Below are 25,921 nucleotides of genomic sequence, written 5' to 3' on the forward strand. Positions count from 1 at the left end.
CGGAAATGGCCCCCCATTGGCCCAGCGCCAATGCCAATCCCGCTCCAACCATTTATACGCTACTAGTAAGCCGGACTGATGACATCCCAATCGGCACCGAAAATTGAAAAGTCAATTATTATGACAAGACATGTGCATTATCCAAAGGAAAGGGTGGATGCCAAGGTAACCGGGGGGAATTGCTACACCTTGGCGGCACCTGCTTTCCGGACGTAAAGGGGTACGAGTCAGAACCATGGCCGAGCCGTTGTTCCACCGTGGCCCCGGCCGCATCTTCCGGCGGCTGGGAACACGCGCCCAAGTGGCGTTGTGCCAGCTCCCCCTTACCCTCATTGTTGCCGCGATTGCCGTGGCTACCCCCTTCGCATGGCCCTCGCTCCTGCACAGCCCCCTGTACGTGGCCGGCCTTGTCCTTCACGCGGTCCTGTTCCTCGGCTGCTTCCTGATGCCCTGGGAACGCCTGGCACACCGCCCGTACCTGCTGATCCCCGTGCTGGACTTCGCAGCGATCGGGTTCCTGCGCAACGGTGCGGCACCGCTCCTCCCGGGCCTGGCGGTGCTCGTGATCTTCCCCGTCATCTGGCTCTCCGCCTCCGGCATGCTGGCGCGCAGCAGCTTGGTGCTCAGCTTTCTGGGACCTTTCCTGATCATGGTCCCCTCGGTGGTGGCCCACCTCCCCGCGGTCACGGCCGCCGACATCACCAGCGCCGTCCTCTTCCCCGTCATGATGCTCGCGGTGTCCCTGGCCATCCGGTTTGCGAGCGTCAGCCTCAGGCAGCAGCAGGCCGAGCTCGCCGACAAGGACCGGGAACTCCGGGAACTGCTCGCCGCAAGCCGGGAACGGGAGAAGCTGCTGGAAACCGTTCTGGACGCCACCGACGTCGGAATTGCCGCCGTCGACCGCTCCGGCCACTTCCTGGTGTCCAACAGCCGCCAGCGCAACTTCCGCCGTGTCACGGGCGCGGACGACGCCGTTCCCGGCCAAGGCCACCAGCTCATCTTCGGACAGGACCGCCGCACCCTGCTCCCCCAGGACCGGCGGCCCATTAACAGGGCCATGGCGGGCGAGTCCTTCGCCGACTACCTGGTGTGGGCCGGCGAGGGCCCGGAGCAGCGGGCGGTATCCGCCGCCGCCCGCCCGCTGGTCAATGAAGACGGCGAATTGACCGGGGCTGTGGTGGTCTACAGCGACGTCACCGGCTGGGTGGAATCCCTGGCAGCAAACCAGGAGCTGGTTTCCAACGTCTCGCACGAATTCAAGAACCCGCTGAACTCGATCCTCGGCAACATTGACCTGGTGCTGGACGAGGCCGACAGCCTGCCCCGGCAGGTGGCCCAGCGCCTGCTCGTGGTGCAGCGCAACGCGGAAAGGCTGCTGGACCTCGTGGCCGACCTGACCGCCTCAGCCTCCACCACCCTGAACGTCCACCCCAAGCGGACCGACCTGGCCAGCCTGGTGGAGACCAGCCTCGGTTCAGCCCAGGCCCTGGCGCTCCGGTCCCACGTGGAGATCGCCGCCGACGTCCCCTCGCCGCTGTGGGCCTATGCGGACCCGCTCCGGATCGGGCAGGTGCTGGACAACCTGGTCTCGAATGCCATCAAGTACTCCCCCGACGGCGGCAGGGTCAGCATCAGCGCGGATGCAGACCGGCAGTGGGTCCGGTTGAGCGTCACGGACACCGGGATGGGCATGACCAGCGAGGACGCGGCGAGGGCCTTCAACCGCTTCTTCCGCGCCGAATCCGCGCAGAAGGCCGCCATCCCGGGCGCCGGGCTGGGTCTATCGATTACCCGGATGATCGTGGAGCGGCATGGCGGCACCATCGCGTGCGAGAGCGGTGAGGGCCAGGGCAGCACCTTCACCGTGACGCTGCCGGCCGAGGGCCCGCCGCCTTCGTTCTAGTGGGCCCACGCCCGCAGGGTTCCCTGGCCGAGCTTGCGAGGTTAGGGGGCGGGTGGGGAATCGCGGAGGGCGCGTGTCTGTTCCGCCCGGGCCAAGAGTTCGCTGTCCGAGGGGTAAGCCACTTCCTCAAGCACCAACGGATGCGGGGCGGCCAGGACGGACTTGGCATCGCGCTTTTGCAGCAGCAGCCGCTCGTACAGCCAGCCCGGCTCCTCGACGCCTTCACCCACGTACAGGGCGGAGCCGATGAGTGCCCGCACCATGTTGTGGCAGAACGCATCGGCCTGCACTGTGGCCACAATGACGCCGTCCTCGCCGCGCCGGAATTCAAAGCGCTGGAGTTCCCGGATGGTGGTGGCACCCTCCCGCGGCTTGCAGAAGGACAGGAAATTCTGGAGGCCCAGCAGCTTCGAGGCGCCCTCGTTCAGGAGCGCCACGTCCAGCGGATTTTTGTGCCACAGCGTGAAGTACCGCTCCAACGGATCCCACCGGGCGGGGCCGTCCGCAATGCGGTAGCTGTAACGGCGCCACAGGGCGGAGAACCGGGCGTCAAAGCCCTCGGGGGCCAGCGAAATGTCGTGCACCTCCACCGCGCCGGTCAGGTCTCCCAGGATGCGGCTCAGAGCACCGCGGAGCCTGCGCATCATGGCGACGGCGGGATCCAGTTCGTGCCCGCGTGGCAGTCCCTGCCACTCGTCGTCCGTGAGGTCCAGATGGACCACCTGGCCCCGGGCGTGCACGCCTGCGTCGGTCCGTCCCGCGACGGTGACACGGACGGCACGGCGGATCAGCAGCGCGATCGCCTCCTCCAGGACGCCCTGGACGGTGCGCAGTCCCGGCTGCAGCGCCCACCCGCTGAACGGGCCGCCGTCGTACGAAAGATCAAGCCGGATACGCAAAAACCCGCCGCCCCCTGGAACGGGGGCCGCGGGTTTTTGGTGGTTCACAGACCTAAGTCTATGCGAAGGGAATCAGCGAATTACTTCGCGTCCTTCTCCTCGGCAGCCGGAGCCTCGGCAGCTTCCTCAGCGGCGGGAGCCTCTTCGGTTGCAGCAGCTTCCTCAGCGGCGGGAGCCTCTTCGGCCGGAGCCTCAGCAGCTTCGGTCTCGGGAGCTTCTTCTGCAACGGGAGCAGCAGCAGCTTCCTTCTTGTCAGCGTCGCGCTTGGCAGCGGACGTAGCCTCGGCTACGACAGCCTGCTTGGCGGAAACGGGCTCGAGGACAAGCTCGATGACAGCCATGGGAGCGTTGTCGCCCTTGCGGTTGCCGATCTTGGTGATGCGGGTGTAGCCGCCGTCGCGGTTCTCCACAGCCTGGGCGATGTCGGTGAACAGCTCGTGGACGATGCCCTTGTTGCTGATCAGGCCGAGAACCCGGCGGCGGGAAGCGAGGTCGCCGCGCTTGGCGAAGGTCACCAGGCGCTCTGCGTACGGCTTCAGGCGCTTGGCCTTGGTGACCGTGGTGGTGATCCGCTTGTGCTCGAACAGGGATGCTGCCAGGTTCGCGAGCATGAGGCGCTCGTGAGCCGGGCCGCCGCCGAGGCGCGGACCCTTAGTGGGGGTAGGCATAATTGTTTCTCCTCATGTGGAAGCCGTGGGCGGCACACCGTGGTGCTGCCCGCCGGCCAAGGTCTGGTTTAGAGTTCGTCGTCGCCGAAGGCGGCGTCGTCCTCTTCGATTGCTGCGGCGCGTGCTGCGAGGTCAAAACCGGGAGGCGAGTCCTTGAGGGACAGGCCCAGTTCAACCAGCTTTGCCTTGACCTCGTCAATGGACTTTGCACCGAAGTTGCGGATGTCCATCAGGTCAGCCTCGGAGCGGGCAACGAGTTCACCCACGGTGTGGATGCCCTCACGCTTGAGGCAGTTGTAGGAACGGACGGTGAGGTCCAGATCCTCGATCGGCAGTGCCATGTCGGCTGCCAGGGCAGCGTCGGTGGGCGACGGGCCGATCTCGATACCTTCAGCTGCGGTGTTCAGCTCACGGGCCAGACCGAACAGTTCCACCAGGGTGGTGCCTGCGGAAGCAACGGCATCGCGCGGGGCGATGGCCTGCTTGGTCTCGACGTCGACGATCAGCTTGTCGAAGTCGGTGCGCTGCTCAACACGGGTTGCTTCCACGCGGAAAGTAACCTTCAGCACCGGCGAGTAGATGGAGTCGACCGGGATACGGCCGATCTCTGCATCGCCGGACTTGTTCTGAGCTGCCGAAACGTAGCCGCGGCCGCGCTCGATGGTCAGTTCGAGTTCGAACTTGCCCTTCGAGTTCAGCGTGGCGATGTGCAGATCCGGGTTGTGGAATTCGACGCCGGCCGGCGGAGCGATGTCCGCGGCGGTGACGACTCCGGGGCCCTGCTTGCGCAGGTAGGCAACGACGGGCTCGTCGTGCTCGGAGGAAACCGACAGGCTCTTGATGTTAAGGATGATCTCGGTGACATCTTCCTTGACACCCGGAACCGTGGTGAACTCGTGCAGCACACCATCGATCCGGATGCTGGTTACGGCAGCACCGGGGATGGAGGAGAGCAGGGTACGGCGGAGGGAGTTTCCGAGGGTGTAGCCGAAGCCCGGTTCCAGCGGTTCGATGATGAAACGCGAACGGTTTTCGGAGACTACCTCTTCGGAGAGGGTGGGGCGCTGTGCAATGAGCACTTAGGTTTCCTTTCGGCGAGCATCCGCTATATGACGCAACACAGGTGGTGGAAATTCGGTCTGAAGACTTAACGCGCTGGGCTTGCCCGGACCATCGCTGGTCCGGGCAAGCTCCTGCTGCGGAAAAGAATTAGACGCGGCGGCGCTTCGGCGGGCGGCAGCCGTTGTGCGCTGCGGGGGTGACGTCCTGGATGGAGCCAACCTCGAGGCCTGCGGCCTGCAGCGAACGGATCGCGGTTTCGCGTCCGGAACCCGGTCCCTTGACGAAAACGTCTACCTTGCGCATGCCGTGCTCCTGCGCACGCTTGGCAGCGGCTTCGGCAGCCATCTGGGCAGCGAACGGGGTGGACTTGCGCGAGCCCTTGAAGCCAACCTCACCGGAGGAAGCCCAGGAAATAACAGCGCCGGACGGATCCGTGATGGAAACGATGGTGTTGTTAAAGGTGCTCTTGATGTGCGCCTGGCCAAGCGCGATATTCTTCTTGTCCTTCTTACGCGGCTTGCGAACCGCGCCACGAGTCTTCGGGGGCATTTTTTCTCCTACAGAAAGTTATTGGGGAAAGTCCGTAAATCCCGGGCGGGGATTTTAACGGGCCTTCTTCTTGCCGGCGACGGTGCGCTTCGGGCCCTTGCGGGTACGTGCGTTCGTCTTCGTACGCTGACCGCGTACGGGCAGGCCCTTGCGGTGGCGCAGGCCTTCGTAGCTGCCGATTTCAACCTTGCGGCGGATATCTGCTGCTACTTCGCGGCGAAGGTCACCCTCAACCTTGTAGTTGCCTTCAATGTAGTCACGCAGCTCAACCAGCTGGGCGTCAGTCAGGTCCTTGACGCGAACGTCAGCGCTGATGCCAGTGGCAGCCAGGGTTTCGTGTGCACGGGTCTTGCCCACGCCGTAGATGTAAGTAAGCGCAATTTCCAGCCGCTTTTCGCGGGGAATGTCTACGCCAGCGAGACGAGCCATAGTGGCAGTACTCCTTGATAAACCGGAGGTCGTAGGCAGTACACCCGCACGGTCCGTGCGGCCCCAGCCTCCGACCGGGGGTTAGCTGTCCGGACTCTTTCGAGCTCAATGTTCCAGATCAGCTTGTGCTGCCTTTATTTACTTGCGTGGGTTAGCAACCCAGGATTCCTTCAGGGAAGGAAATTAGCCCTGGCGCTGCTTGTGGCGCGGGTTCTCGCAGATCACCATGACCCGGCCATTACGGCGGATCACTTTGCACTTTTCGCAGATCTGCTTGACGCTCGGCTTGACCTTCATGGCGTTCCTTTGCGTGTAGCAGTGTGGTCAACTGGAGCAGCGGTCAGCTCGCGCTGAAGCCGCCCAGCAATTTACTTGTAGCGGTAGACGATACGACCACGGGTGAGGTCGTACGGGCTCAGCTCCACCACTACGCGGTCCTCGGGGAGGATCCGGATGTAGTGCTGACGCATCTTTCCAGAGATGTGTGCCAGAACGATGTGCTTGTTGGTGAGCTCAACGCGAAACATCGCGTTAGGCAGCGCCTCGGTCACAACGCCTTCGATCTCAATGACCCCGTCCTTCTTGGCCATACCCTCCGCTAACTGTTGTTGCCGCAGCCCCGCCGGATTGCACCGGTCATGACCACGAACGTTTTTGTTGGATCGATTGCCGGTTCCAGGCCCAAAAGGGCGTGGCAGTCCAGACAACCAACAAACAACACTACCCTGTTGGCCGGTAAAAGTTAAATCGGCCATAGTAGCCTACGCGGTGCGGTACGCACCATATTCACCTGCAGGAGTGCTGATTCCTTCCGCACTGGCCACGCCGTCCAGGATGGCCAAACGGACGACGCCGGCTGCCGCACTCTGCAGCGTAATGAGACTGACCTGCCGGGCAGCTTCGTCCGAGCGGTCCAGCGGGATGGCCCCGGTTGCAAGGCAAAAGACGATGTCCCCGTCGGCGAGGGTGTGGGACGGATTCAGAGCCCGGGCGATTCCAGCATGGGAAGCAGCAGCGGTCCGCTTGCACTCGGCCACGTCCAGGAATGCGTTCGTTGCCACAACAACCAGCGTTGTGTTCGTCGTGGTGGCTGCTTTGGGCGGCGCTGGTACTTCAGGTTTGGTCGGGTCAAATGGCAGTCCCAGCGCGTTCACAACAGCAATGGCCCCCACAATAACGCCGTTCTCCAGGGTGACCGACGCGGTGCCCACTCCCCCTTTGAACGTCCTGGCGATGACTGCGCCGGTTCCCGCACCGACGTTGCCGCGTCCGACGTCGTGCCCTTCCTTTTGTGCCGCCGCGGCGGCCGTTGCCGCGTAGCCCATGTCCGGCGTCGGACGCGCTGCGAAGTCCCCGCCCCTGCCGAGGTCGAAGATGGCGGCGGCGGGCACGATGGGCACGACGCCGCCGGGAACGGCGAATCCCCTGCCGTTTTCCTCGCACCAGCGCTGGGCGCCGGCAGCGGCCGCCAGCCCATAGGCGCTGCCGCCGGTGAGCACTACGGCGTCCACTGTGCTGACAAGGGTGGTGGGGTCAAGGGCGTCCGTTTCGTGGGTGGCAGGCCCGCCGCCCTGGACATCCACCGATCCCACGCAGCCCGGCGGCGGCAGGACCACGGTGACCCCGGTCAGCCAGCCCCCGCTGTCCTTGTGGACGTGGCCTACCCGGATGCCCGGAACATCGTTGATGGATCCCATCCCCCTATTCTCCCCTCCGCAGGCGTGCCCCTGCCGCATCGGGGAACTTTGTGCGAGACTGCATTCAACACAGCGTTAACGGGCGACGAAGCCTTGGATAACAGTCCCCTGACAAGGGCATATGCGGGTTTCAGCCCCCTGACGGTCTGGTGTAGTAGTCCCTAGATCAAGCCAGGGCCGGCCACAAGCAGGCTCCCAACCCGGGAGAGACACGCATGACCCGTCAACTCGCCCCGCACCCAGCCGCCAAGCCGAAGAGGCCTCCGGGCCGCTCAGCGAAAGTCCCAAAGCGGCGGTGGACCGCGAGGACCCGGCGGGACTTCTTCGTTTTCCTCGCCATGGCGCTGCCCAACCTGGTGCTGATCGCCGTCTTCACCTACCGTCCGCTGTTCAGCAACATGTATTACTCCACCCTGGACTGGACCCTGGGCTCCCCCAGCGCCACGGTGGTTGGCCTCAACAACTACGTCACCTTCTTCAGCAGCAATGATGCGCCGAAAGTCCTGGGGACCACGGCGGTGTTCACCCTGGTCACGGTGGGCGGTTCCATGGTGCTGGGCCTGCTGGTGGCACTGGCCCTGAATGCGAAGATCCGGGGCACCACGTTCGCCCGTTCGGCGGTCTTTGCCCCGTACGTGCTTTCCGGCGTCGGGGTGGGCCTGGTGTGGCTGTTCATCTTCGACCCCGGCTACGGCGTCCTGGCCTGGCTGTTGCGCGGCGTCGGGCAGCAGAGCCCGCAATGGATCAACGACCCCCAGCTCTCGCTGGTCATGGTGATCCTGGTCTACGTCTGGAAGAACCTGGGCTACTGCGCCGTGGTGTACCTGGCCGGGCTCCAGTCCCTTCCGCAGGATGTCATGGAGGCCGCATCCCTTGACGGCGCCAACGGATTCCGCCGCTTCACCAGCATCTCGCTGCCCCTGCTGTCCCCCACCACGTTCTTCCTCCTGATCACCACCATGCTCAGTTCACTGCAAGCCTTCGACCTCATCCGGATCATGACGCCGCTGGGCACCGGTACCAGCACCCTGATCTATGAGGCATACCTGCAGGCCTTTGGCGCCTACAACAGGGCAGGCTACTCGGCAGCCATTTCGGTGGTCCTGTTCGCCATCCTCCTGGTGATCACCGTGCTGCAGCTGCGGTTCGTGGAACGAAAGGTGCATTACTCATGACCTCCCTGTCCCCGGTCAGCCCCGACCCCGCAGCCCCCGCGATCGCCGCACCGGAGCCAGGCCTCCACCGCGACCGGCCGTTGTCGCGCCGCAACCTCATCCGGACCGTGATGGGTGGCTACGTGCCGTTGCTCGTGGCCACCCTGGTGGTGTTCCTGCCCCTGCTGTGGATGGTCCTGAGCTCCTTCAAGCAGTCCGGCGAGATCGTCACCACGGATCTGAAGGTCCTCCCGGAAAGCCTGAACCTTGAGAACTACCGGACCGCCATGACCACGGTGCCGTTTGGCCAGTTCTTCCTGAACAGCACCATCGTCACGCTGGCCGGGGCCACCATCAAGGTGCTGCTGGCGATCCTGACCGCCTACGCCTTGGTGTTTGTCCGCTTCCCGTTCAGGAACTTCATCTTCCTGCTGATCCTGGTGGCCCTCATGGTGCCGCCGCAGGTGTCCATCCTGCCCAACTTCATCCTGATCGCGGGCATCGGTGGAAAGAACACCCTGTGGGGCATCATCCTCCCCGGCCTTGGCACCGCGTTCGGCACGTTCCTGCTGCGGCAGCACTTCCGCACCCTCCCCGCCTCCATCCTGGAATCGGCCGAGATGGACGGTGCCGGCCACTGGCGCCGGTTGTGGCAAATCGTGGTTCCCGTCTCGGTCCCGTCCATCGCCACCGTGGCGCTCGTGACGATCGTGACCGAATGGAACGACTACATCTGGCCGCTCATCATCACGGACCGCCCGGAAACCATGACCCTGCCCGTGGGGCTCACCCTGCTGCAGAACAACGAAAGCAATGCCGCCGGCTGGGGCGTCCTCATGGCCGGGGCGGTCCTGGTCATCGTCCCCATCCTGATCATCTTCGCGGCTCTGCAGCGCTACATCGTTGCGGGCCTCACCCAAGGCAGCGTGACCGGCTAAGCCGCCGGCCGCCGTCGTACTTTCCAACCTTTACAAAGGCAACAACCGAAAGGAACAGTCATGACACTGCATCTGGACCGGAGGCATTTCCTGGGCCTGGCAGGGGTAAGCGCCTCTGCCGCTGCCCTGGCCGCATGCGGCGGACCATCAACAACCGGCGGCGGCCAGGCTACCTCCCAGGCGGCCGAGATCGACTTCAAAGGGGTGAAGCCGGCGGCCAAGATCGACTTCTGGTCCAGCCACCCGGGCCAGTCGCAGGACGTGGAGAAGAGCCTGATCGAGAAATTCCACGCCAAGAACCCGGACATCACCGTCAACCTGGTCACCGCAGGAGCCAACTACGAGGAAATCGCGCAGAAGTTCCAGACCGCCCAGGCGGCGAAGTCGGGCCTGCCGGGTGTGGTGGTCCTGTCCGACGTCTGGTGGTTCCGCTACTACACCAACGGCAGCATCATTCCCGTTGACGGCCTGATCAAGCAGCTGGACATGAAGATGGACGATTTCCAGCAGTCGCTGGTCAATGACTACAAATACGACAACAAGCAGTGGGCGCTGCCGTACGGCCGGTCAACGCCGCTGTTCTACTACAACAAGGACCACTTCGCGGCGGCCGGCCTTCCCGACCGCGCCCCCAAGACGTGGGACGAATTCAGCCAATGGGCACCCAAGCTGAAGGCAAGCTCCGGCGCCCAGTACGCCTACATCTACCCCGCCCTCGCCGGGTACGCGGGCTGGACACTGCAGAACATGCTGTGGGGCTGGGGCGGCGGCTGGTCCAAGGAATGGGACATCACGTGCGACTCCACCGAATCCGTGGCCGCCCTGCAATGGGCGCAGGACTCGATTTACAAGGACAAGTGGGCCGGCGTCTCATCCAAGGAAGCTGCGGATGACTTCTCTGCCGGCCTGACGTCCACCACCATCTCATCTACCGGTTCCCTGCTGGGGATCCTGAAATCGGCCAAGTTCAACGTGGGCGTCGGGTTCCTCCCCGGTGGCCCAAAGGCGCAGTCCAACGTGTGCCCCACGGGCGGTGCAGGCCTGGGCATCCCCAGCGGGATCTCCAAGGAGGAACAGCTCGCGGCGGGCATGTTCCTGGACTTCGTCACCCAACCGCAGAGCACCGCTGAGTTCTCCGCGGCCACCGGCTACATGCCCACCCGCAAGTCGGCGGACATGGCGGCCGTGCTGGCCAAGACGCCGCAGATCAGGACGGCCATGGACCAACTCGCAGTGACCAAGGTCCAGGACAACGCCCGGGTGTTCCTGCCGGGCGCCGACCAGGAAATGGCCAAGGCCGCCGCGAAGATCCTCACGCAGCAGGGCGACGTCAAGTCCACCATGACCGACTTGAAGAACACGCTGCAGAGCATCTACGACCGCGACGTGAAGCCGAAACTGAAGTCCTGACCGTTTTCGACCCGGATACCCCCGAGCGACACGCAAAATCCCTGCCGACACCGTGATTTAGGGGTCGACAGGGATTTTGCGTGTCGGAGGGAAAGAAGCACGTCCCTTACGGAATCGGGACCGGGGTGACGCCGAGGGGCACCAGGTGCTCCGCACCCCCGTCGGGCGCTGACAGCACCCAAATGCCCTTTTCGTGCACGGCCACGGAGTGCTCCCACTGGCAGGACCGCTTGCCGTCGGTGGTGACCACCGTCCAGTCGTCGTCCAGGACTGCGGTGTCAATGCTGCCCCGGACCAGCATGGGCTCGATGGCCAGGCACAGGCCCGGCTTGATCCTGGGGCCGCGGTGGTTGGTGCGGTAGTTCAGGACGTCCGGTGCCATGTGCATCTCGGAGCCGATGCCGTGGCCCACATAGTCCTCCAGGATGCCCAGGGGCTTGCCCGGGACGGACGAAACGTAGTCGTCGATCGCGGCCCCAATGTCCCCCACGTGCGTGCCGGTGGCAAGCGCCGCGATCCCCCGCCACATGGCTGCCTGGGTGACGTCGGAGAGCCGCTGGTCCTCGGGGTCCGCGGTTCCCACGATCACCGTGCGTGCGGAGTCCGAGTGCCAGCCGTTGACGATGGCGCCGCCGTCGATGGAGATGATGTCCCCATCCTGAAGGATGCGGCTGCCGGGGATTCCGTGCACCACTTCCTCATTGACGGACGTGCAGATGGTGGCCGGGAAGCCGTGGTAGCCCAGGAAGTTGGACTTGGCCCCTGCCTCATTGAGGACGGCGGCGAAGACGTCGTCCAGGTGCTTGGTGGTAACCCCCGGCACCGCGGCGGCAACGGCGGCATCCAATGCACGGCTGAGGACCAGGCCGGCCTCGTGCATGGTGCGCATCTGGGCGTTGTTCTTGAATTCGATGCGGGGCTGGCCGAAGGCCATGGTGTGTCCTTTCAAATGGCTGAGGCTCCTCCCGGATGCCGGGAGGAGCCTCGATAAAACCGGGCGCCTGGGTCAGGCTGCCTGTGCGGCCTTGATGGCCTGCATCACGCGGTTGGTGACTTCGTCGATGGGACCGATCCCGTCAACCTGGGTGAGGATGCCGCGTTCGGCGTACTTCGCCACAACGGCTTCGGTCTGCTCGTGGTAGAGGTCCAGGCGGTGGCGGATGACGGCTTCGTTGTCGTCGCTCCGGCCCGTTTCCTTAGCCCGGCCCAGGAGGCGGTGGACCAGTTCCTCGTCATCAGCGGTCAGCTGCAGCACCACGTCGAGCTTCTCGTCGCCGTCGGCGAGGATCTCGTCAAGGTAATCCACCTGCGCGGTGGTGCGCGGGTAGCCGTCCAGCAGGAAGCCGTTTTCGACGTCGGACTCGCCCAGGCGGTCGCGGACCATCTTGTTGGTCACGCTGTCCGGCACGAAGTCCCCGTTGTCCATGTACTTCTTGGCCTCGAGGCCCAGCGGGGTCTCACCCTTCACGTTGGCACGGAAGATGTCGCCAGTGGAGATGGCCACAACGCCGAGGCGTTCTGAGATCCGCTCCGCCTGCGTTCCTTTTCCGGAGCCGGGAGGTCCAATAATCAGCATTCTCGTCATCGCAAAAGCCCTTCGTAGTGACGTTGTTGTAGCTGCGCATCAATCTGCTTTACGGTCTCCAAACCAACGCCCACCATGATCAGGATCGAGGTGCCACCGAACGGGAAGTTCTGGTTCGCGTTGATCAGTACCAGTGCCACCAGCGGGATCAGTGCCACGAAGCCCAGGTAGAGGGCGCCGGGCAGGGTGATCCTTGAGAGCACGTACTGCAGGTAATCAGCGGTCGGCCTGCCGGCGCGGATACCTGGAATGAAGCCGCCGTACTTCTTCATGTTGTCCGAGACTTCTTCAGGGTTGAAGGTAATCGCGACGTAGAAGTAGGTGAAGAACACGATCAGGACGAAGTAAACCGCCATGTAGATCGGGTGGTCACCGCGGGTCAGGTTGTTGTTGATCCACTCAACCCACGGTTGCATTGGCTCGCCGTTCCGGGGCTGGTTGAACTGCGCGATCAGCCCGGGGATGTAGAGCATGGAGGAAGCGAAGATCACCGGAATAACGCCGGCCATGTTCACCTTGATGGGAATGTAGGTGCTGGTGCCGCCCACGGTGCGCCGCCCGATCATACGCTTGGCGTACTGGACCGGAACGCGCCGCTGCGACTGCTCCACGAAAACCACCAGTGCCACGGTGAGCAGGCCCACGGCCAGGACGATGAAGAACGTCCCGGGGCCCTGCGAGGTCCAGATGGCACCCAGCGACGTGGGGAACTGCGCCGCGATGGACGTGAAAATGAGCAGCGACATGCCGTTGCCCACGCCCTTCTCCGTGACGAGCTCGCCCATCCACATGATCAGGCCGGTGCCGGCCGTCAGCGTGATGATGATCAGGATGGTGGTGATGATGCTGGTATCCGGGATGATCGGCAGCTGGCAGCCGGGAAGCAGCTGCCCGGAGCGGGCCAGGGATATCAGGGTGGTGGCGTTGAGCAGTCCCAGCGCGATGGTGAGGTAGCGGGTGTACTGGGTCAGCTTGGACTGGCCCGACGCGCCCTCGTCGTAAAGTTGCTGGAACCGGGGAATGACCACCCGGAGCAGCTGGACGATGATGCTCGCCGTGATGTAGGGCATGATGCCCAGGGCGAAGATGGACACCTGGAGCAGCGCACCGCCGCTGAAGAGGTTAACGAGCTGGTACAGCCCGCCGGCGGTCTGACCGTTCTGCAAGCATTGCTGGACATTCTGGTAGTTCACACCTGGCGAGGGAATGAAAGCACCCAAGCGGAAGATGGTGATGATTCCCAGCGTGAACAACAACTTGCGTCGCAGATCAGGCGTGCGAAAGGCCCGGCCAAATGCGCTAAGCAAGCGTCCTCCTGTGGTGTCAATAAGAGTGGGGTGGCGGAACTTGATAAATCCCGACAACCGAGTCTAACGGTTCAATGTGCCGTGCGAACAATCCGCACCAGCGCCGATGCGCTGGAAGGCGGGAAAAATTCGCCCGGCGGATGTGAAAAACTCCCGGTATCCGGGGCCGAAGCCTGCGGATACCGGGAGTTCAACAGCTGGCGCCGTCCCCTAGAGGGCGGTGGTGCTTCCGCCTGCTGCAGCAATCTTTTCAGCGGCACTGGCCGAGAATGCGTGGGCGGTGACGTCAACCTTGACGGTGATGTCGCCGGTGCCCAGCACCTTGACGGGCTGGTTCTTGCGAACGGCACCCTTTTCGACCAGGTTCTCCACGGTGACTGCGCCACCTTCCGGGAACAGCTCGCTGAGCTTGTCCAGGTTTACAACCTGGAACTCGACCCGGAACGGGTTCTTGAAGCCACGCAGCTTCGGCAGGCGCATGTGCAGCGGCAGCTGGCCGCCGGCAAAGCCAGCCTTCACCTGGTAGCGGGCAGCCGTACCCTTGGTACCGCGGCCGGCGGTCTTACCCTTGGATGCCTCACCACGACCAACACGGGTCTTGGCGGTCTTGGCACCCGGAGCGGGACGCAGGTGGTGAACCTTCAGGGCGTTCTGCTTCTCAGCAGCCGCCTTATCAGCAGTGTTCTCTGCCATTTACTTCGCCTCCTCTACCTTTACCAGGTGCGGAACCGTGTTGAGCATTCCAACGGTTACGGCATCGGCGGTGCGGACAACGGTGTGTCCGATCCGCTTCAGGCCGAGGGACCGCAGGGTGTCGCGCTGGTTCTGCTTGCCGCCAATGGCGGACTTGATCTGAGTGATCTCCAACTGAGCGTCGGAGGGGACAAGGTTCTTAGCCATGACTATGCACCTGCCTTCGGAGCCAGGAGGGCCTTCACCAGTGCCGCCGGAGCGATCTCGTCCAGCGGCAGGCCGCGGCGTGCTGCCACTGCTGCCGGCTCTTCGAGGCGCTTCAGGGCATCAACGGTCGCGTGAACGATGTTGATGGCGTTGGAGGAACCGAGCGACTTGGAGAGGATGTCGTGGATGCCCACGCACTCCAGTACTGCGCGGACCGGACCACCGGCGATAACACCGGTACCGGCGGAGGCCGGACGCAGCATTACGACGCCGGCAGCGGCTTCACCCTGAACGCGGTGCGGGATGGTGTTGCCAACGCGGGGAACGCGGAAGAAGGACTTCTTGGCCTCTTCAACGCCCTTGGCGATAGCAGCGGGAACTTCCTTGGCCTTGCCGTAGCCCACGCCGACCATGCCGTTACCGTCACCAACGACGACCAGTGCGGTGAAGCTGAAGCGACGACCACCCTTGACGACCTTGGAAACGCGGTTGATGGTGACAACGCGCTCTACGAACTGGTTCTTCTCGGCTTCACGGCCACCGTCGCGGCCGCCACGGCCACCGCGGTCGCCGCGGCCCTGGCCGCGGTCGCCACGCTCGCCGCGACGGGCGCCACCACGGCGGTCCTCGGCAGCGGGGGCAGTGGTCTCAGCAGCGGCGGCCTCGGGGGCCTTCTGATCTGCAGACACAGTGTCCTTTTCGTTGTTTGCTTCGGTCACAGTGACAGCCCACCTTCGCGTGCACCGTCGGCGACGGCGGCAATGCGGCCGTGGTACTTGTTACCACCACGGTCGAACACGACAGCCTCGACGCCGGCAGCCTTGGCACGTTCGGCAACGAGCTCGCCGACGCGCTTGGCCTTGGCAGTCTTGTCACCGTCGAATGCACGAAGGTCAGCTTCCAGAGTGGATGCGCTTGCTACGGTCTGGCCAATGCTGTCATCGACAACCTGGACAAATACGTGGCGTGCGGAGCGGTTGACCACCAGGCGGGGGCGGGCAGCCGTACCGGCAATGCGCTTGCGGATACGAAGCTGGCGGCGGCTGCGGGCAGCAGCCTTGCTCTTGTTCGTACGCTTCTTGTTAATGGAGATGGCCATGGTTACTTACCAGCCTTTCCGACCTTGCGGCGGATGACTTCGCCGGCGTAACGGATGCCCTTGCCCTTGTAGGGGTCAGGCTTCCGCAGCTTACGAATGTTGGCAGCAACTTCGCCGACCTGCTGCTTATTGATACCTGAGACAGAGAGCTTGGTCGGTCCCTCTACTGCAAAGGTGATGCCGGCCGGAGCGGTAACGCTGACCGGGTGGCTGTAGCCGAGAGCGAACTCAAGGTCAGATCCCTTGGCCTGAACGCGGTAACCGGTACCAACGATTTCAAGCTTCTTCTCGTAGCCTGCGGTGACGCCCTGGATCATGTTGGCGATCAGGGTGCGGGTCAGGCCGTGGAGCGAACGGGAGGCGCGCTCGTCGTTCGGGCGGGTGACGGTCAGGGTGTTCTCGTCCAGGGCAACCTCGATGGGGCTGGCCACAGTGTGGGTCAGCTCCCCCTTGGAACCCTTGACGCTGACGACAGAGCCGTCAACCTTGACCTCAACGCCGGCAGGAACGGTGATGGGGAGACGTCCAATACGTGACATTATTCTCTTCCTTTCCCGTTACCAGACGTACGCGAGGACTTCGCCGCCCACGCCCTTCTTGCCGGCCTGCTTGTCAGTCAGGAGGCCGGAAGAGGTGGACAGGATTGCGATACCCAGGCCACCGAGCACGTGAGGCAGGTTGGTGGACTTCGCGTAAACGCGGAGACCCGGCTTGGAGATGCGGCGTACACCGGCGATGGAACGCTCGCGGTTCGGACCGAACTTGAGTTCGAGGGTCAGCTTCTTGCCAACCTCGGCGTCCTCTTCCTTCCAGCCGGCGATGAAACCTTCGGCCTTGAGGATGTCGGCAACGCGTGCCTTGAGCTTGCTGTAAGGCATAGACACGGAGTCGTGGTATGCCGAGTTTGCATTACGCAGGCGCGTAAGCATATCTGCGACAGGATCTGTCATTGTCATGTGGGCTCATGCCCTTCCTCGTAACGGTTTCCGCCGTTCCGTCCTTGACGGAGCGGAGCGGCCGGACCTTTTACGTAGTTAATTAAGCTTCGGTTTTGAACGGGAAACCAAGCGCCTTGAGCAGCGCGCGGCCTTCGTCATCGGTCTTGGCGGTGGTGACAACCGTGATGTCCATACCGCGGACGCGGTCGATCTTGTCCTGGTCGATTTCGTGGAACATAACCTGTTCGGTCAGACCGAAGGTGTAGTTGCCGTTGCCATCGAACTGCTTGCCGCTCAGGCCGCGGAAGTCGCGGATACGGGGCAGCGCCAGGGTGACCAGACGGTCCACGAATTCCCACATGCGGTCGCCACGCAGGGTTGCGTGTGCACCGATGGGCATGCCTTCGCGCAGCTTGAACTGTGCGATCGACTTGCGGGCCTTGGTAACCTGCGGCTTCTGGCCGGTGATCTGGGTGAGGTCGCGGACGGCGCCGTCGATCAGCTTGGAGTCCTTGGCGGCATCTCCAACACCCATGTTCACAACAACCTTGACCAGACGGGGAACCTGGTTCACGTTGGCGTACTCGAACTCATCCTGGAGCTGGCCCTTGATGGTTTCGGCGTACTTGGTCTTCAGACGAGGAACGATCTTCGTTGCCGGAGTCTCGAGAGTCTCAGTCATTAGATGTCCTTCCCGGAGCTCTTGGACACGCGGATGCGGACGGTCTTCTGGACGCCGTTCTTCTCCACGGTGTCGAGGCGGAAGCCCACGCGGGTCGGCTTCTTGGTCGACGGGTCAACCAGGGCCACGTTGGAAATGTGGATCGGGGCCTCTACGACCTCGATGCCGCCGGTCTTGGTGCCGCGCTGCGACTGTCCAACCCGGGTGTGCTTGGTGACGCGGTTGATACCCTCAACCAGCACGCGGTTGGTGTCGGTGAAGACGCGCAGAACCTTGCCCTGCTTGCCACGGTCGCCGCCGCGCTCAGCCTTGGCGCCAGTGATGACCTGAACCAGGTCACCCTTCTTAATCTTTGCAGCCATGGACTAGAGCACCTCCGGAGCCAGAGAAACGATCTTCATGAACTTCTTGTCACGCAGTTCACGACCAACCGGTCCGAAGATACGGGTACCGCGGGGGTCACCGTCGTTCTTCAGGATCACAGCTGCGTTCTCGTCAAACTTGATGTAGGAACCATCCGCACGGCGGCGTTCCTTCTTGGTACGGACGATGACGGCCTTAACCACATCGCCCTTCTTTACGTTGCCGCCCGGAATTGCATCCTTGACGGTGGCGACAATGACGTCACCGATGCCTGCGTAGCGACGGCCGGATCCACCGAGAACGCGAATGGTAAGGATTTCCTTAGCACCCGTGTTGTCGGCGACCTTGAGTCGCGACTCCTGCTGAATCACTATTTACTCCTTGCGTCGCGCCGGTTCTCAGGCCGTGATCTTGCTACGGAATGAGCCTTGCGGAACGGTTGATCGGGGTGTCTCTTGACCTGCCTGGATTTTGCCAGACCAGGCCTAAACGCCCGTGCCAGAAGCAGTTGCTCCCATCCGGTCCGGGACGAATCCCGGGCGCACAGGGGCACTATGCTGTGGCACGCTTGTTTACGAGGTTGATGATGGCGCCAGAAAGGCGCCATACAAACTCAATATCCTAGCACGTTTTCCGCCGGTCCCCATATCACCACCGTCCCCTGCCCTGCAAGACGAAGAGACGCCCCGCAAGACGCACGACGGCGTCACGCACGGCAGCCTTTCGGCGCACCCCGGGTGCCGCTCCCCGCCCGGCCGGGTCCCGCCGTCGGACGCCCGCTCACCTTTCGCACGTTTCGACGTAACGCCCGCTCACCTTTGGCAGTGCCCAACGCAACGCCCGCTCACCCTCTTGAAGACAGTGAGCGGGCGTCGCAGGGGAAGGCACCAAAGGTGAGCGGGCGTCGCAGGGGAAGGCACCAAAGGTGAGCGGGCGTTTGGGTGGGACGCACGACGGCGTCACGCACGGCAGCCTTTCGGCGCACCCGGGTGCCACTCCCCCGCCAGTCCAGGCGCCGCCGTCGTCCGCGGCCTGCAAAACCTGCCCGGTGTGACGCCGCCGGCAACCAATCCGGGGGCTGTTAAACGAGGAAGCCCCCGCTCCCGAAAGGGAGCAGGGGCAACAGCTAAGCAGCAGGTGCTACTTGGCCTTCTCGAGGATTTCCACGAGCCGCCAGTTCTTGGTGGCGGACAGCGGACGGGTCTCGGCGATGACTACGAGGTCGCCGATGCCGGCGGTGTTCTCTTCGTCGTGCGCCTTGACCTTGGAGGTGCGGCGGATGACCTTGCCGTACAGTGCGTGCTTCACGCGGTCTTCAACCTCGACAACGATGGTCTTTTCCATCTTGTCGGAGACCACGTAGCCGCGACGGGTCTTGCGGTAACCGCGCTGCCCAGCCTTGGCTGCGGTAGCAGTTTCGGTCACGTTCTGGTCCTTTTCACTCACTTGGCGTCCTCCTCGGTCTCAGCCTTTTCAGCCTTGTCGGCCTTCTTGGTTGAAGCCTTCTTGGACTTCTTTTCTTCCTTGGCTTCCACAACCGGTGCGGCAACCTCGGCACGAATGCCCAGCTCGCGTTCGCGGAGAACGGTGTAGATGCGGGCGATGTCCTTCTTTACCGCGCGCAGGCGACCGTGGTTCTCCAGCTGTCCGGTGGCGGACTGGAAACGCAGGTTGAACAGCTCTTCCTTGGCCTTGCGGAGTTCTTCAACGAGACGCTCGTTGTCGAAACCGTCCAGCTGTGCGGGAGCCAGATCCTTGGATCCTACTGCCATTTCTACTCACCACCTTCGCGACGCACAATGCGTGCCTTCAACGGCAGCTTGTGGATTGCCAGGCGCAGGGCCTCGCGAGCTACCTCTTCATTGACACCGGAGAGTTCGAACAGAACCCGGCCCGGCTTGACGTTGGCGACCCACCATTCCGGTGAACCCTTACCGGAACCCATGCGGGTTTCGGCCGGCTTCTTGGTCAGGGGACGGTCCGGGTAGATGTTGATCCAGACCTTACCGCCACGCTTGATGTGGCGGGTCATCGCGATACGGGCAGATTCGATCTGACGGTTGGTGACGTATGCCGGGCTCAGAGCCTGGATACCCCACTCACCGAACGAGACCTCGGTGCCGCCCGTGGCAGCGCCGGAACGACCCGGGTGGTGCTGCTTACGGTGCTTGACTCGACGTGGGATAAGCATTTAAGCCTGTCCTCCTTCTGCAGCAGCCGGTGCTGCTTCAACTGCCGGTGCCTCGGCAGCAGGAGCTGCGTCAGCGGCCGGGCGGTCGTTGCGACGGCGGCGGTCACCGCGGTCAGCGCCACCCGGGCGGCCGGGACGCTCGCCACGGTTACCGCGGGACGGTGCGGCAGCGGCCTGCGCGGCCAGTTCCTTGGCGGTGACGTCACCCTTGTAGATCCAGACCTTCACGCCGATGCGGCCGAAGGTGGTCTTGGCTTCGTAGAAGCCGTAGTCGATGTTCGCGCGGAGGGTGTGCAGGGGCACACGGCCTTCGCGGTAGAACTCCGAGCGGGACATTTCAGCGCCACCCAGGCGGCCCGAGCAGGCGATACGGATGCCCTTGGCACCTGCACGCTGTGCGGACTGCATGGCCTTCTTCATCGCACGGCGGAACGCCACGCGGGAAGTCAGCTGCTCTGCAACGCCCTGGGCCACAAGCTGGGCTTCCATCTCGGGGTTCTTGACCTCGAGGATGTTCAGCTGGACCTGCTTGCCGGTGAGCTTTTCGAGCTCGCCGCGGATGCGGTCTGCTTCTGCTCCACGGCGACCGATGACGATGCCGGGACGGGCCGTGTGGATGTCCACGCGGACACGGTCACGGGTGCGCTCGATTTCGACCTTGGCGATACCGGCACGCTCCATGCCCGTGGACATGAGCTGGCGGATGCGGATGTCTTCGCGAACGAAGTCCTTGTACCGCTGGCCGGCCTTGGTGCTGTCAGCGAACCAGTGCGATACGTGATCGGTGGTGATGCCGAGTCGGAACCCGTGCGGGTTTACTTTCTGTCCCACTTAGCGAGCCTCCTCTTTCTCCGGGGTAGCGACTACCACGGTGATGTGGCTGGTGCGCTTCTTGATCTGAAATGCACGACCCTGGGCACGCGGCTGGAACCGCTTCATGGTCGGGCCTTCATCAACAAACGCTTCGCTGATGATGAGGTCGCCTTCGTCAAACGCCACGCCGTCGCGGTCCGCGAGGACCCGGGCGTTGGAGATTGCCGACTGAACTACCTTGAATACCGGCTCCGAAGCTGCCTGCGGGGCAAACTTCAGAATTGCCAGAGCCTCATTCGCTTGCAATCCACGAACAAGGTTGACGACGCGCCGGGCCTTCATAGGCGTTACGCGGATGTGGCGCGCAATTGCCTTGGCTTCCATTGCTTTCCTTCTCTCGTCTTTGACGTAAACGCAGGCGCCTAGCGGCGCTTGCCCTTACGGTCGTCCTTGACATGGCCGCGGAATGTCCGCGTGGGAGCGAATTCGCCGAGCTTGTGCCCGACCATCGACTCAGTGACAAACACCGGGATGTGCTTGCGTCCGTCGTGTACGGCGATCGTGTGCCCGAGCATGTCGGGGATGATCATCGAACGGCGGGACCAGGTCTTGATGACGTTCTTGGTGCCCTTTTCGTTTTCCCTGGCTACCTTCACAAAGAGGTGCTGGTCAACGAAAGGACCTTTTTTCAGGCTGCGTGGCATGTGTCCAGGCTCCTATCGCTTGTTCTTGCCAGTACGACGGCGACGCACAATAAGCTTGTCGCTCTCTTTGTTGGGGCGGCGCGTGCGGCCTTCCCGCTTACCGTTCGGGTTGACGGGGTTACGTCCACCGGACGTCTTACCCTCACCACCACCGTGCGGGTGGTCAACCGGGTTCATGGCGACACCACGGACGGTCGGGCGGACGCCCTTCCACCGCATACGGCCGGCCTTGCCCCAGTTGATGTTCGACTGCTCGGCGTTGCCCACCTCGCCGACGGTTGCGCGGCAGCGCACGTCAACGTTGCGGATTTCACCGGAAGGCAGGCGCAGCTGGGCGAAGCGGCCTTCCTTGGCAACAAGCTGGATGGATGCGCCGGCGGAGCGGCCCATCTTGGCGCCGCCGCCCGGACGCAGCTCCACTGCGTGGATAACGGTACCCACCGGGATGTTGAGCAGCGGCAGGTTGTTACCGGGCTTGATGTCAGCACCGGCACCGGCCTCAACCACGTCACCCTGGGAGAGCTTGTTGGGAGCGATGATGTAACGCTTGGTGCCATCAACGTAGTGCAGGAGGGCGATGCGAGCCGTGCGGTTCGGATCGTACTCGATTTCAGCAACGCGGGCGTTTACGCCGTCCTTGTCGTGGCGACGGAAGTCGATCAGACGGTACTGGCGCTTGTGTCCGCCACCCTTGTGACGGGTGGTGATCTTACCGGTGTTGTTACGGCCGCCCTTTTTGGGCAGCGGACGTACCAACGACTTTTCCGGCGTCGACCGCGTAATTTCGATGAAGTCCGCTACGCTCGAGCCACGACGGCCCGGGGTAGTCGGCTTGTACTTACGGATTCCCATAATTTATTTCCTCGTTAAAGTGGTCTCCGCTACGCGAGCGGACCGCCGAAGATGTCGATGGTGCCTTCTTTGAGGGTGACAATCGCACGCTTGGTGTTCTTGCGGGTACCCCATCCGAATTTGGTGCGCTTGCGCTTACCGGCACGGTTGATGGTGTTGATCGATTCGACCTTGACGGAGAAGATCTTCTCCACGGCCAGCTTGATCTCGGTCTTGTTCGAACGGGGGTCCACCAGGAAGGTGTACTTGCCCTCGTCGATCAGGCCGTAGCTCTTTTCCGACACGACGGGTGCAAGCACGACGTCGCGGGGATCCTTGATGGTGGCTGCACTCACTTGGCATCCTCCTCGTTCTTAGCTGCCTTAGCGGCAACGAATGCGTCGTAGGCAGCCTTGGTGAAGACAACGTCATCAGAGACGAGAACGTCGTAGGTGTTCAGCTGGTCTACGTACAGAACGTGAACGCCGGCGAGGTTGCGCACGGACAGTGCGGCAACGTCGTTATCGCGCTCGATGACGACCAGCAGGTTCTTGCGGTCGGAAACACCGCGGAGCGTTGCCAGTGCGGTCTTGGCGGAGGGCTTGGTGCCTTCAACCAGTTCTGCGACAACGTGGATGCGACCGTTGCGGGCCCGGTCGGACAGTGCGCCGCGCAGTGCAGCAGCAATCATCTTCTTGGGGGTGCGCTGGCTGTAGTCACGCGGGGTGGGACCGTGGACAATGCCACCGCCGGTCATATGCGGAGCACGGATTGAACCCTGACGGGCGCGGCCGGTGCCCTTCTGCTTGAACGGCTTGCGTCCTGCACCGGAAACTTCAGCGCGGGTCTTGGTCTTGTGGGTTCCCTGGCGGGCAGCAGCGAGCTGGGCAACGACAACCTGGTGCAGCAGCGGCACGTTGGTCTGAACGTCGAAGATCTCTGCAGGCAGGTCAACCTGGACAGTGTTAGCCATTGAATTAGGCTCCCTTCACGGCGGTGCGTACGAGGACGACCTGGCCGCGGGCGCCGGGAACGGCACCCTTGATAAGGAGCAGCGACTTCTCGACGTCAACCGCGTGGACCGTGAGGTTCAGCGTGGTGTGACGAACGGCGCCCATGCGGCCGGCCATTTTCATGCCCTTGAAGACGCGGCTCGGGGTGGATGCGCCACCGATTGAACCGGGCTTACGGTGGTTCTTGTGGGCACCGTGGGAAGCTCCAACGCCGTGGAAGCCGTGACGCTTCATAACACCGGCGAAGCCCTTACCCTTGGTGGTGCCGATGACGTCGATCTTCTGGCCGGCTTCGAAGACCTCTACGGAGAGCTCCTGGCCCAGCTCGTACTCAGCAGCATCTGCGGTACGGAGTTCGACGACGTGGCGGCGAGGCGTGACGCCTGCCTTTTCAAAGTGACCAGCCAGCGGCTTGGTGACCTTGCGGGGATCGATCTGGCCGTAGCCGATCTGAACGGCGACGTAGCCATCAGCTTCTGCGTTACGCAGCTGGGTGATGACGTTCGAGTCTGCCTGGACCACAGTGACGGGGATGAGCTTGTTGTTCTCGTCCCAGACCTGGGTCATGCCGAGCTTCGTGCCCAGCAGGCCCTTTACGTTACGGGTTGCGGTCATAGTTTCTCAGCACCTCCCTACAGCTTGATTTCGATGTTCACGTCAGCCGGCAGGTCGAGACGCATGAGCGAGTCAACAGCCTTCGGCGTGGGATCGATGATGTCGATAAGACGCTTGTGCGTGCGCATTTCAAAGTGCTCGCGGCTGTCCTTGTACTTGTGCGGAGAGCGGATCACGCAGTACACGTTCTTCTCCGTCGGCAGCGGCACGGGGCCGACTACCGTTGCGCCTGCGCGCGTGACCGTCTCAACGATCTTCCGTGCTGAAACGTCAATGACCTCGTGGTCGTATGACTTCAGCCGGATGCGGATTTTTTGTCCCGCCATGTCGCCTGACTCTCTTTCAGTCTGTGCTTCCCCGGTTTAGGGCTGCCCTGTTCACTTACTCGTTGTATGGCTGCCGAAGCATTTGAGGTCGTAACCACCATCCGCCGCACAAACTGAATCCGGATGAATCCGGGTTCCTCACCTTGCCGGCGTAACCGACCCCCGCGGTCGGGCGTGTCGCGCTGGGCGCACATGTAGATCCGCAGTTCCTTGGGGGTGGGTTATGTTTGGTCTTCAGCTTGGACCCTGCACCCGGCATTATCCGGATCGGGACGCGAAGAAGCGCTTGAACAACTCATCTAGTATGCCGGAAATCGGCTGCAGATGCGAATCGTCTCCTGGTCCGGCCTGGTCAAGGGCCATTGCCGAGGACGGGAACGCACTGGATGATAGGGGCATGACCCTGGAAGGCACTGAATCGGTGACCGAACTGGCCGGACGCATACCGCCGTCGTTCACCCTTGGCGTCGCGGCGGCGGCGTTCCAGATCGAAGGCGCGCTAAAGGCCGGCGGCCGCGGACCATCGGGGTGGGATGCCTTTGCTGAGAAGCCTGGTGCCATCCAGGACGGGCACTCCCCCGCTGTGGCCTGCGACCACTACAACAGGTTGCCTGAGGATGTGGCGCTGCTCAAGGAGTTGGGCGTCGATTCCTACCGGTTCTCGCTGTCCTGGCCGCGCATCCAGCCGGACGGCCAGGGTGCCTTCAATGCCGAAGGCCTGGACTTCTACGACCGGCTGATTGACCAGGTCCTCGAGGCCGGCATCTCCCCCATGGCAACGCTTTACCACTGGGACACGCCGTTGCCGCTGGAACACCGTGGCGGCTGGCTGAACCGGGACACTGCAGAGCGGTTTGGCGAGTATGCAAGGGCCGCCGGGGAGCGGTTTGGGGACAGGGTGGCGCAGTGGGTCACCCTGAACGAACCCGTCTCGGTCACCTTGAACGGATACGCCCTGGGCGTGCACGCGCCCGGGCGCCGGTTGATGTTCAACGCCCTGCCGGCGATCCACCACCAGCTCCTGGCGCACGGGCTCGGCGTGCAGGCGTTGCGGTCGGCCGGAGTTGCGGGGGGCATCGGCCTGACCAACCTGCACTCGCCGGTCCGGCCTGCCACCCGGAAGATCGGCGACCGGCTGGTGGCGCATCTGTACGACCTGCTGGCGAACAGGATCTATGCCGACCCGGTCCTGCTGGGCCGGTATCCCACCCTGCCGTTGTACGCGAAGCCCTGGCTGCGCTCCATTGGAAAAATCTCCGATGCCGACCTCCGGACCATCCACCAGCCGCTGGACTTCTACGGGCTCAACTATTATTTCCCGGTCAAGGTGGCCCTGGGGCCGGGGATCACGCCGATGCCTGCGGATATGCACAAGGAGGTGGCCAGGCTGCCTTTCCATGAGGTGGGCTACGCGGAGTTCGGCAGCACCGGATTCGGCTGGCCGGTGGCGCCGGACCATTTGGGAATCCTGCTGCAGGAAATGCGGGACCGCTACGGAGAAGCCCTCCCGCCGGTGTACATCACTGAGGGTGGCGCCAGCTTTCCTGAGCCCGACAGTGTTGACGGAACCCTTGAGGACACCGACCGGGTGGAGTACCTGGCCGCCCATCTGGGGGCCGCGCTTGATGCCACCGCCCCGGGCGGCATTGCCGAGGGCGTGGACCTCCGGGGCTACTACGTCTGGACGCTGATGGACAACTTTGAGTGGGCCGCCGGCTACTCGCAGCGCTTTGGCCTGGTGCACGTGGACTTCGAGACGCTGGAGCGGACGCCCAAGCGGTCCTTCTACTGGTACCAGGCACTGTCCAGGGCGCGGGGCCACCGGAGCGCCTAGCGGTGGCGCGC

The 25,921-nt window shown here is 63.3% G+C and carries 36 protein-coding genes; 5 read left to right on the plus strand and 31 right to left on the minus strand.

The window, feature by feature from the left end; genetic code table 11:
* The first annotated feature begins 235 nt into the window (after positions 1-235).
* The gene (locus Q9R31_RS02280; protein WP_311261136.1) at positions 236-1,903 is read left to right on the plus strand and encodes an ATP-binding protein; all 1,668 of its coding nucleotides are present in this window, start codon (positions 236-238) and stop codon (positions 1,901-1,903) included.
* A 41-nt stretch (positions 1,904-1,944) separates the two neighbouring features.
* Here Q9R31_RS02280 and Q9R31_RS02285 read toward each other — a convergent pair whose 3' ends face one another.
* The 8 genes from Q9R31_RS02285 to Q9R31_RS02320 form a co-directional block, all read right to left on the minus strand.
* Entirely contained in the window at positions 1,945-2,850 is a 906-nt protein-coding gene (locus Q9R31_RS02285) for a tRNA pseudouridine synthase A (RefSeq protein WP_311261137.1), read from the minus strand.
* Between the two features lie 32 nt (positions 2,851-2,882).
* Positions 2,883-3,470 carry a 50S ribosomal protein L17 gene (rplQ, locus tag Q9R31_RS02290; protein ID WP_311261138.1) on the minus strand — a complete coding sequence of 196 codons (588 nt, stop codon included), beginning with the start codon at positions 3,468-3,470 and terminating at the stop codon, positions 2,883-2,885.
* Between the two features lie 68 nt (positions 3,471-3,538).
* The gene (locus Q9R31_RS02295; protein WP_013601812.1) at positions 3,539-4,549 is read right to left on the minus strand and encodes a DNA-directed RNA polymerase subunit alpha; all 1,011 of its coding nucleotides are present in this window, start codon (positions 4,547-4,549) and stop codon (positions 3,539-3,541) included.
* Between the two features lie 130 nt (positions 4,550-4,679).
* The gene (rpsK, locus tag Q9R31_RS02300; RefSeq protein ID WP_018760435.1) at positions 4,680-5,081 is read right to left on the minus strand and encodes a 30S ribosomal protein S11; all 402 of its coding nucleotides are present in this window, start codon (positions 5,079-5,081) and stop codon (positions 4,680-4,682) included.
* A 54-nt stretch (positions 5,082-5,135) separates the two neighbouring features.
* Positions 5,136-5,510, minus strand: a complete 375-nt coding sequence (gene rpsM, locus Q9R31_RS02305) for a 30S ribosomal protein S13 (RefSeq protein ID WP_003803743.1) — start codon at positions 5,508-5,510, stop codon at positions 5,136-5,138.
* A 183-nt stretch (positions 5,511-5,693) separates the two neighbouring features.
* Positions 5,694-5,807: a 50S ribosomal protein L36 gene (rpmJ, locus tag Q9R31_RS02310; RefSeq protein WP_009358722.1), complete on the minus strand. Its 114-nt coding sequence runs from the start codon at positions 5,805-5,807 to the stop codon at positions 5,694-5,696.
* Between the two features lie 71 nt (positions 5,808-5,878).
* Positions 5,879-6,100, minus strand: coding sequence for a translation initiation factor IF-1 (gene infA / locus Q9R31_RS02315; RefSeq protein ID WP_009358723.1), 222 nt, complete (start codon positions 6,098-6,100; stop codon positions 5,879-5,881).
* 171 nt (positions 6,101-6,271) lie between these two features.
* Complete coding sequence (locus Q9R31_RS02320) at positions 6,272-7,207, minus strand: P1 family peptidase (protein ID WP_311261139.1); 936 nt, start codon at positions 7,205-7,207, stop codon at positions 6,272-6,274.
* A gap of 215 nt (positions 7,208-7,422) precedes the next feature.
* Here Q9R31_RS02320 and Q9R31_RS02325 point away from each other — a divergent pair, with 215 nt between their 5' ends.
* From Q9R31_RS02325 to Q9R31_RS02335, 3 genes are read left to right on the plus strand one after another with little or no spacing between them, the layout of a single operon-like run.
* Positions 7,423-8,382 (plus strand): sugar ABC transporter permease, encoded by a 960-nt coding sequence (locus Q9R31_RS02325; RefSeq protein WP_311261140.1) that lies wholly within the window; start codon positions 7,423-7,425, stop codon positions 8,380-8,382.
* Positions 8,379-9,299 (plus strand): carbohydrate ABC transporter permease, encoded by a 921-nt coding sequence (locus Q9R31_RS02330; protein WP_311261141.1) that lies wholly within the window; start codon positions 8,379-8,381, stop codon positions 9,297-9,299. Before Q9R31_RS02325 ends, Q9R31_RS02330 begins: the two co-directional genes overlap by 4 nt.
* A 60-nt stretch (positions 9,300-9,359) precedes the next feature.
* Positions 9,360-10,709 (plus strand): ABC transporter substrate-binding protein, encoded by a 1,350-nt coding sequence (locus Q9R31_RS02335; protein ID WP_311261142.1) that lies wholly within the window; start codon positions 9,360-9,362, stop codon positions 10,707-10,709.
* Positions 10,710-10,815: 106 nt separating this feature from the next.
* On the opposite strand, the gene map is transcribed toward Q9R31_RS02335, so the two are convergent.
* The 23 genes from map to rpsJ all read right to left on the minus strand — a co-directional run bounded on the left by map (position 10,816) and on the right by rpsJ (position 24,076).
* Entirely contained in the window at positions 10,816-11,643 is an 828-nt protein-coding gene (gene map, locus Q9R31_RS02340; protein WP_311261143.1) for a type I methionyl aminopeptidase, read from the minus strand.
* 72 nt (positions 11,644-11,715) lie between these two features.
* A complete protein-coding gene (locus Q9R31_RS02345; RefSeq protein WP_200830555.1) occupies positions 11,716-12,285 on the minus strand; it encodes an adenylate kinase in 570 nt (189 codons plus the stop codon).
* A gap of 5 nt (positions 12,286-12,290) precedes the next feature.
* Complete coding sequence (gene secY, locus Q9R31_RS02350; protein ID WP_311261144.1) at positions 12,291-13,601, minus strand: preprotein translocase subunit SecY; 1,311 nt, start codon at positions 13,599-13,601, stop codon at positions 12,291-12,293.
* A gap of 210 nt (positions 13,602-13,811) precedes the next feature.
* Complete coding sequence (rplO, locus tag Q9R31_RS02355) at positions 13,812-14,294, minus strand: 50S ribosomal protein L15 (protein ID WP_311261145.1); 483 nt, start codon at positions 14,292-14,294, stop codon at positions 13,812-13,814.
* Positions 14,295-14,501: a 50S ribosomal protein L30 gene (gene rpmD, locus Q9R31_RS02360; protein ID WP_009358731.1), complete on the minus strand. Its 207-nt coding sequence runs from the start codon at positions 14,499-14,501 to the stop codon at positions 14,295-14,297.
* 2 nt (positions 14,502-14,503) lie between these two features.
* Positions 14,504-15,220 carry a 30S ribosomal protein S5 gene (gene rpsE, locus Q9R31_RS02365; RefSeq protein WP_311261146.1) on the minus strand — a complete coding sequence of 239 codons (717 nt, stop codon included), beginning with the start codon at positions 15,218-15,220 and terminating at the stop codon, positions 14,504-14,506.
* Positions 15,217-15,600 (minus strand): 50S ribosomal protein L18, encoded by a 384-nt coding sequence (rplR, locus tag Q9R31_RS02370; protein ID WP_018769141.1) that lies wholly within the window; start codon positions 15,598-15,600, stop codon positions 15,217-15,219. Before rplR ends, rpsE begins: the two co-directional genes overlap by 4 nt.
* 2 nt (positions 15,601-15,602) lie before the next feature.
* Complete coding sequence (gene rplF, locus Q9R31_RS02375; protein ID WP_311261147.1) at positions 15,603-16,139, minus strand: 50S ribosomal protein L6; 537 nt, start codon at positions 16,137-16,139, stop codon at positions 15,603-15,605.
* An 18-nt stretch (positions 16,140-16,157) separates the two neighbouring features.
* Entirely contained in the window at positions 16,158-16,556 is a 399-nt protein-coding gene (gene rpsH, locus Q9R31_RS02380; RefSeq protein ID WP_018769139.1) for a 30S ribosomal protein S8, read from the minus strand.
* Positions 16,557-16,638: 82 nt separating this feature from the next.
* A complete protein-coding gene (rplE, locus tag Q9R31_RS02385) occupies positions 16,639-17,220 on the minus strand; it encodes a 50S ribosomal protein L5 (protein ID WP_311261148.1) in 582 nt (193 codons plus the stop codon).
* Positions 17,220-17,582, minus strand: a complete 363-nt coding sequence (gene rplX, locus Q9R31_RS02390) for a 50S ribosomal protein L24 (RefSeq protein WP_142032009.1) — start codon at positions 17,580-17,582, stop codon at positions 17,220-17,222. The genes rplE and rplX overlap by 1 nt, the downstream gene beginning before the upstream one ends.
* A 3-nt stretch (positions 17,583-17,585) precedes the next feature.
* A complete protein-coding gene (gene rplN, locus Q9R31_RS02395) occupies positions 17,586-17,954 on the minus strand; it encodes a 50S ribosomal protein L14 (protein ID WP_003803789.1) in 369 nt (122 codons plus the stop codon).
* Between the two features lie 769 nt (positions 17,955-18,723).
* A complete protein-coding gene (gene rpsQ / locus Q9R31_RS02400) occupies positions 18,724-19,029 on the minus strand; it encodes a 30S ribosomal protein S17 (RefSeq protein WP_018769137.1) in 306 nt (101 codons plus the stop codon).
* A complete protein-coding gene (gene rpmC / locus Q9R31_RS02405; protein WP_018769136.1) occupies positions 19,026-19,355 on the minus strand; it encodes a 50S ribosomal protein L29 in 330 nt (109 codons plus the stop codon). The genes rpsQ and rpmC overlap by 4 nt, the downstream gene beginning before the upstream one ends.
* Positions 19,356-19,357: 2 nt before the next feature.
* Positions 19,358-19,774: a 50S ribosomal protein L16 gene (gene rplP / locus Q9R31_RS02410; protein WP_015937848.1), complete on the minus strand. Its 417-nt coding sequence runs from the start codon at positions 19,772-19,774 to the stop codon at positions 19,358-19,360.
* Positions 19,775-20,605, minus strand: a complete 831-nt coding sequence (gene rpsC, locus Q9R31_RS02415) for a 30S ribosomal protein S3 (protein ID WP_311261149.1) — start codon at positions 20,603-20,605, stop codon at positions 19,775-19,777.
* Positions 20,606-20,971, minus strand: coding sequence for a 50S ribosomal protein L22 (gene rplV / locus Q9R31_RS02420; protein ID WP_009358304.1), 366 nt, complete (start codon positions 20,969-20,971; stop codon positions 20,606-20,608).
* Positions 20,972-21,009: 38 nt separating this feature from the next.
* Positions 21,010-21,291, minus strand: coding sequence for a 30S ribosomal protein S19 (gene rpsS, locus Q9R31_RS02425; RefSeq protein WP_003803803.1), 282 nt, complete (start codon positions 21,289-21,291; stop codon positions 21,010-21,012).
* Positions 21,292-21,303: 12 nt separating this feature from the next.
* The gene (gene rplB / locus Q9R31_RS02430; RefSeq protein ID WP_026264302.1) at positions 21,304-22,143 is read right to left on the minus strand and encodes a 50S ribosomal protein L2; all 840 of its coding nucleotides are present in this window, start codon (positions 22,141-22,143) and stop codon (positions 21,304-21,306) included.
* 29 nt (positions 22,144-22,172) lie between these two features.
* Positions 22,173-22,478, minus strand: a complete 306-nt coding sequence (gene rplW, locus Q9R31_RS02435; RefSeq protein ID WP_011692807.1) for a 50S ribosomal protein L23 — start codon at positions 22,476-22,478, stop codon at positions 22,173-22,175.
* On the minus strand, positions 22,475-23,095 hold the full coding sequence (rplD, locus tag Q9R31_RS02440; RefSeq protein ID WP_018769134.1) for a 50S ribosomal protein L4: 621 nt from the start codon (positions 23,093-23,095) through the stop codon (positions 22,475-22,477). The genes rplW and rplD overlap by 4 nt, the downstream gene beginning before the upstream one ends.
* A 4-nt stretch (positions 23,096-23,099) precedes the next feature.
* Positions 23,100-23,750: a 50S ribosomal protein L3 gene (gene rplC, locus Q9R31_RS02445; protein ID WP_013601833.1), complete on the minus strand. Its 651-nt coding sequence runs from the start codon at positions 23,748-23,750 to the stop codon at positions 23,100-23,102.
* 17 nt (positions 23,751-23,767) lie between these two features.
* Entirely contained in the window at positions 23,768-24,076 is a 309-nt protein-coding gene (gene rpsJ, locus Q9R31_RS02450; protein WP_003803825.1) for a 30S ribosomal protein S10, read from the minus strand.
* A gap of 397 nt (positions 24,077-24,473) precedes the next feature.
* Between rpsJ and Q9R31_RS02455 the strand changes: the two genes are divergently transcribed.
* Positions 24,474-25,910: a GH1 family beta-glucosidase gene (locus Q9R31_RS02455; protein WP_311261150.1), complete on the plus strand. Its 1,437-nt coding sequence runs from the start codon at positions 24,474-24,476 to the stop codon at positions 25,908-25,910.
* The last annotated feature ends 11 nt before the right edge of the window (positions 25,911-25,921 follow it).

The sequence above is a fragment of the Pseudarthrobacter sp. BRE9 genome (genome assembly GCF_031844305.1).
Classification (GTDB): Bacteria; Actinomycetota; Actinomycetes; order Actinomycetales; family Micrococcaceae; genus Arthrobacter.

Bases quoted from the DNA above. Each gene is read 5' to 3' on its own strand.
- Q9R31_RS02325 (WP_311261140.1), top strand. From the start codon at position 7,423: ATGACCCGTCAACTCGCCCCGCACCCAGCCGCCAAGCCGAAGAGGCCT.
- rplX (WP_142032009.1), bottom strand. From the start codon at position 17,582: ATGGCTGCAAAGATTAAGAAGGGTGACCTGGTTCAGGTCATCACTGGC.
- Q9R31_RS02330 (WP_311261141.1), top strand. From the start codon at position 8,379: ATGACCTCCCTGTCCCCGGTCAGCCCCGACCCCGCAGCCCCCGCGATC.
- rpmD (WP_009358731.1), bottom strand. From the start codon at position 14,501: ATGGCTAAGAACCTTGTCCCCTCCGACGCTCAGTTGGAGATCACTCAG.
- map (WP_311261143.1), bottom strand. From the start codon at position 11,643: ATGGCCTTCGGCCAGCCCCGCATCGAATTCAAGAACAACGCCCAGATG.
- rplF (WP_311261147.1), bottom strand. From the start codon at position 16,139: ATGTCACGTATTGGACGTCTCCCCATCACCGTTCCTGCCGGCGTTGAG.
- infA (WP_009358723.1), bottom strand. From the start codon at position 6,100: ATGGCCAAGAAGGACGGGGTCATTGAGATCGAAGGCGTTGTGACCGAG.
- Q9R31_RS02455 (WP_311261150.1), top strand. From the start codon at position 24,474: ATGACCCTGGAAGGCACTGAATCGGTGACCGAACTGGCCGGACGCATA.
- rplC (WP_013601833.1), bottom strand. From the start codon at position 23,750: ATGACCGCAACCCGTAACGTAAAGGGCCTGCTGGGCACGAAGCTCGGC.
- rplD (WP_018769134.1), bottom strand. From the start codon at position 23,095: ATGGCTAACACTGTCCAGGTTGACCTGCCTGCAGAGATCTTCGACGTT.
- Q9R31_RS02320 (WP_311261139.1), bottom strand. From the start codon at position 7,207: ATGGGATCCATCAACGATGTTCCGGGCATCCGGGTAGGCCACGTCCAC.
- rpsJ (WP_003803825.1), bottom strand. From the start codon at position 24,076: ATGGCGGGACAAAAAATCCGCATCCGGCTGAAGTCATACGACCACGAG.
- rplB (WP_026264302.1), bottom strand. From the start codon at position 22,143: ATGGGAATCCGTAAGTACAAGCCGACTACCCCGGGCCGTCGTGGCTCG.
- rpsH (WP_018769139.1), bottom strand. From the start codon at position 16,556: ATGACAATGACAGATCCTGTCGCAGATATGCTTACGCGCCTGCGTAAT.
- rpsS (WP_003803803.1), bottom strand. From the start codon at position 21,291: ATGCCACGCAGCCTGAAAAAAGGTCCTTTCGTTGACCAGCACCTCTTT.
- rplE (WP_311261148.1), bottom strand. From the start codon at position 17,220: ATGACTGAGACTCTCGAGACTCCGGCAACGAAGATCGTTCCTCGTCTG.
- rpmC (WP_018769136.1), bottom strand. From the start codon at position 19,355: ATGGCAGTAGGATCCAAGGATCTGGCTCCCGCACAGCTGGACGGTTTC.
- Q9R31_RS02280 (WP_311261136.1), top strand. From the start codon at position 236: ATGGCCGAGCCGTTGTTCCACCGTGGCCCCGGCCGCATCTTCCGGCGG.
- rplO (WP_311261145.1), bottom strand. From the start codon at position 14,294: ATGGCAGAGAACACTGCTGATAAGGCGGCTGCTGAGAAGCAGAACGCC.
- rplV (WP_009358304.1), bottom strand. From the start codon at position 20,971: ATGGAAGCCAAGGCAATTGCGCGCCACATCCGCGTAACGCCTATGAAG.
- rplR (WP_018769141.1), bottom strand. From the start codon at position 15,600: ATGGCCATCTCCATTAACAAGAAGCGTACGAACAAGAGCAAGGCTGCT.
- rplQ (WP_311261138.1), bottom strand. From the start codon at position 3,470: ATGCCTACCCCCACTAAGGGTCCGCGCCTCGGCGGCGGCCCGGCTCAC.
- Q9R31_RS02345 (WP_200830555.1), bottom strand. From the start codon at position 12,285: ATGCTGATTATTGGACCTCCCGGCTCCGGAAAAGGAACGCAGGCGGAG.
- Q9R31_RS02335 (WP_311261142.1), top strand. From the start codon at position 9,360: ATGACACTGCATCTGGACCGGAGGCATTTCCTGGGCCTGGCAGGGGTA.
- rpsK (WP_018760435.1), bottom strand. From the start codon at position 5,081: ATGCCCCCGAAGACTCGTGGCGCGGTTCGCAAGCCGCGTAAGAAGGAC.
- rpmJ (WP_009358722.1), bottom strand. From the start codon at position 5,807: ATGAAGGTCAAGCCGAGCGTCAAGCAGATCTGCGAAAAGTGCAAAGTG.
- rplP (WP_015937848.1), bottom strand. From the start codon at position 19,774: ATGCTTATCCCACGTCGAGTCAAGCACCGTAAGCAGCACCACCCGGGT.
- rpsM (WP_003803743.1), bottom strand. From the start codon at position 5,510: ATGGCTCGTCTCGCTGGCGTAGACATTCCCCGCGAAAAGCGGCTGGAA.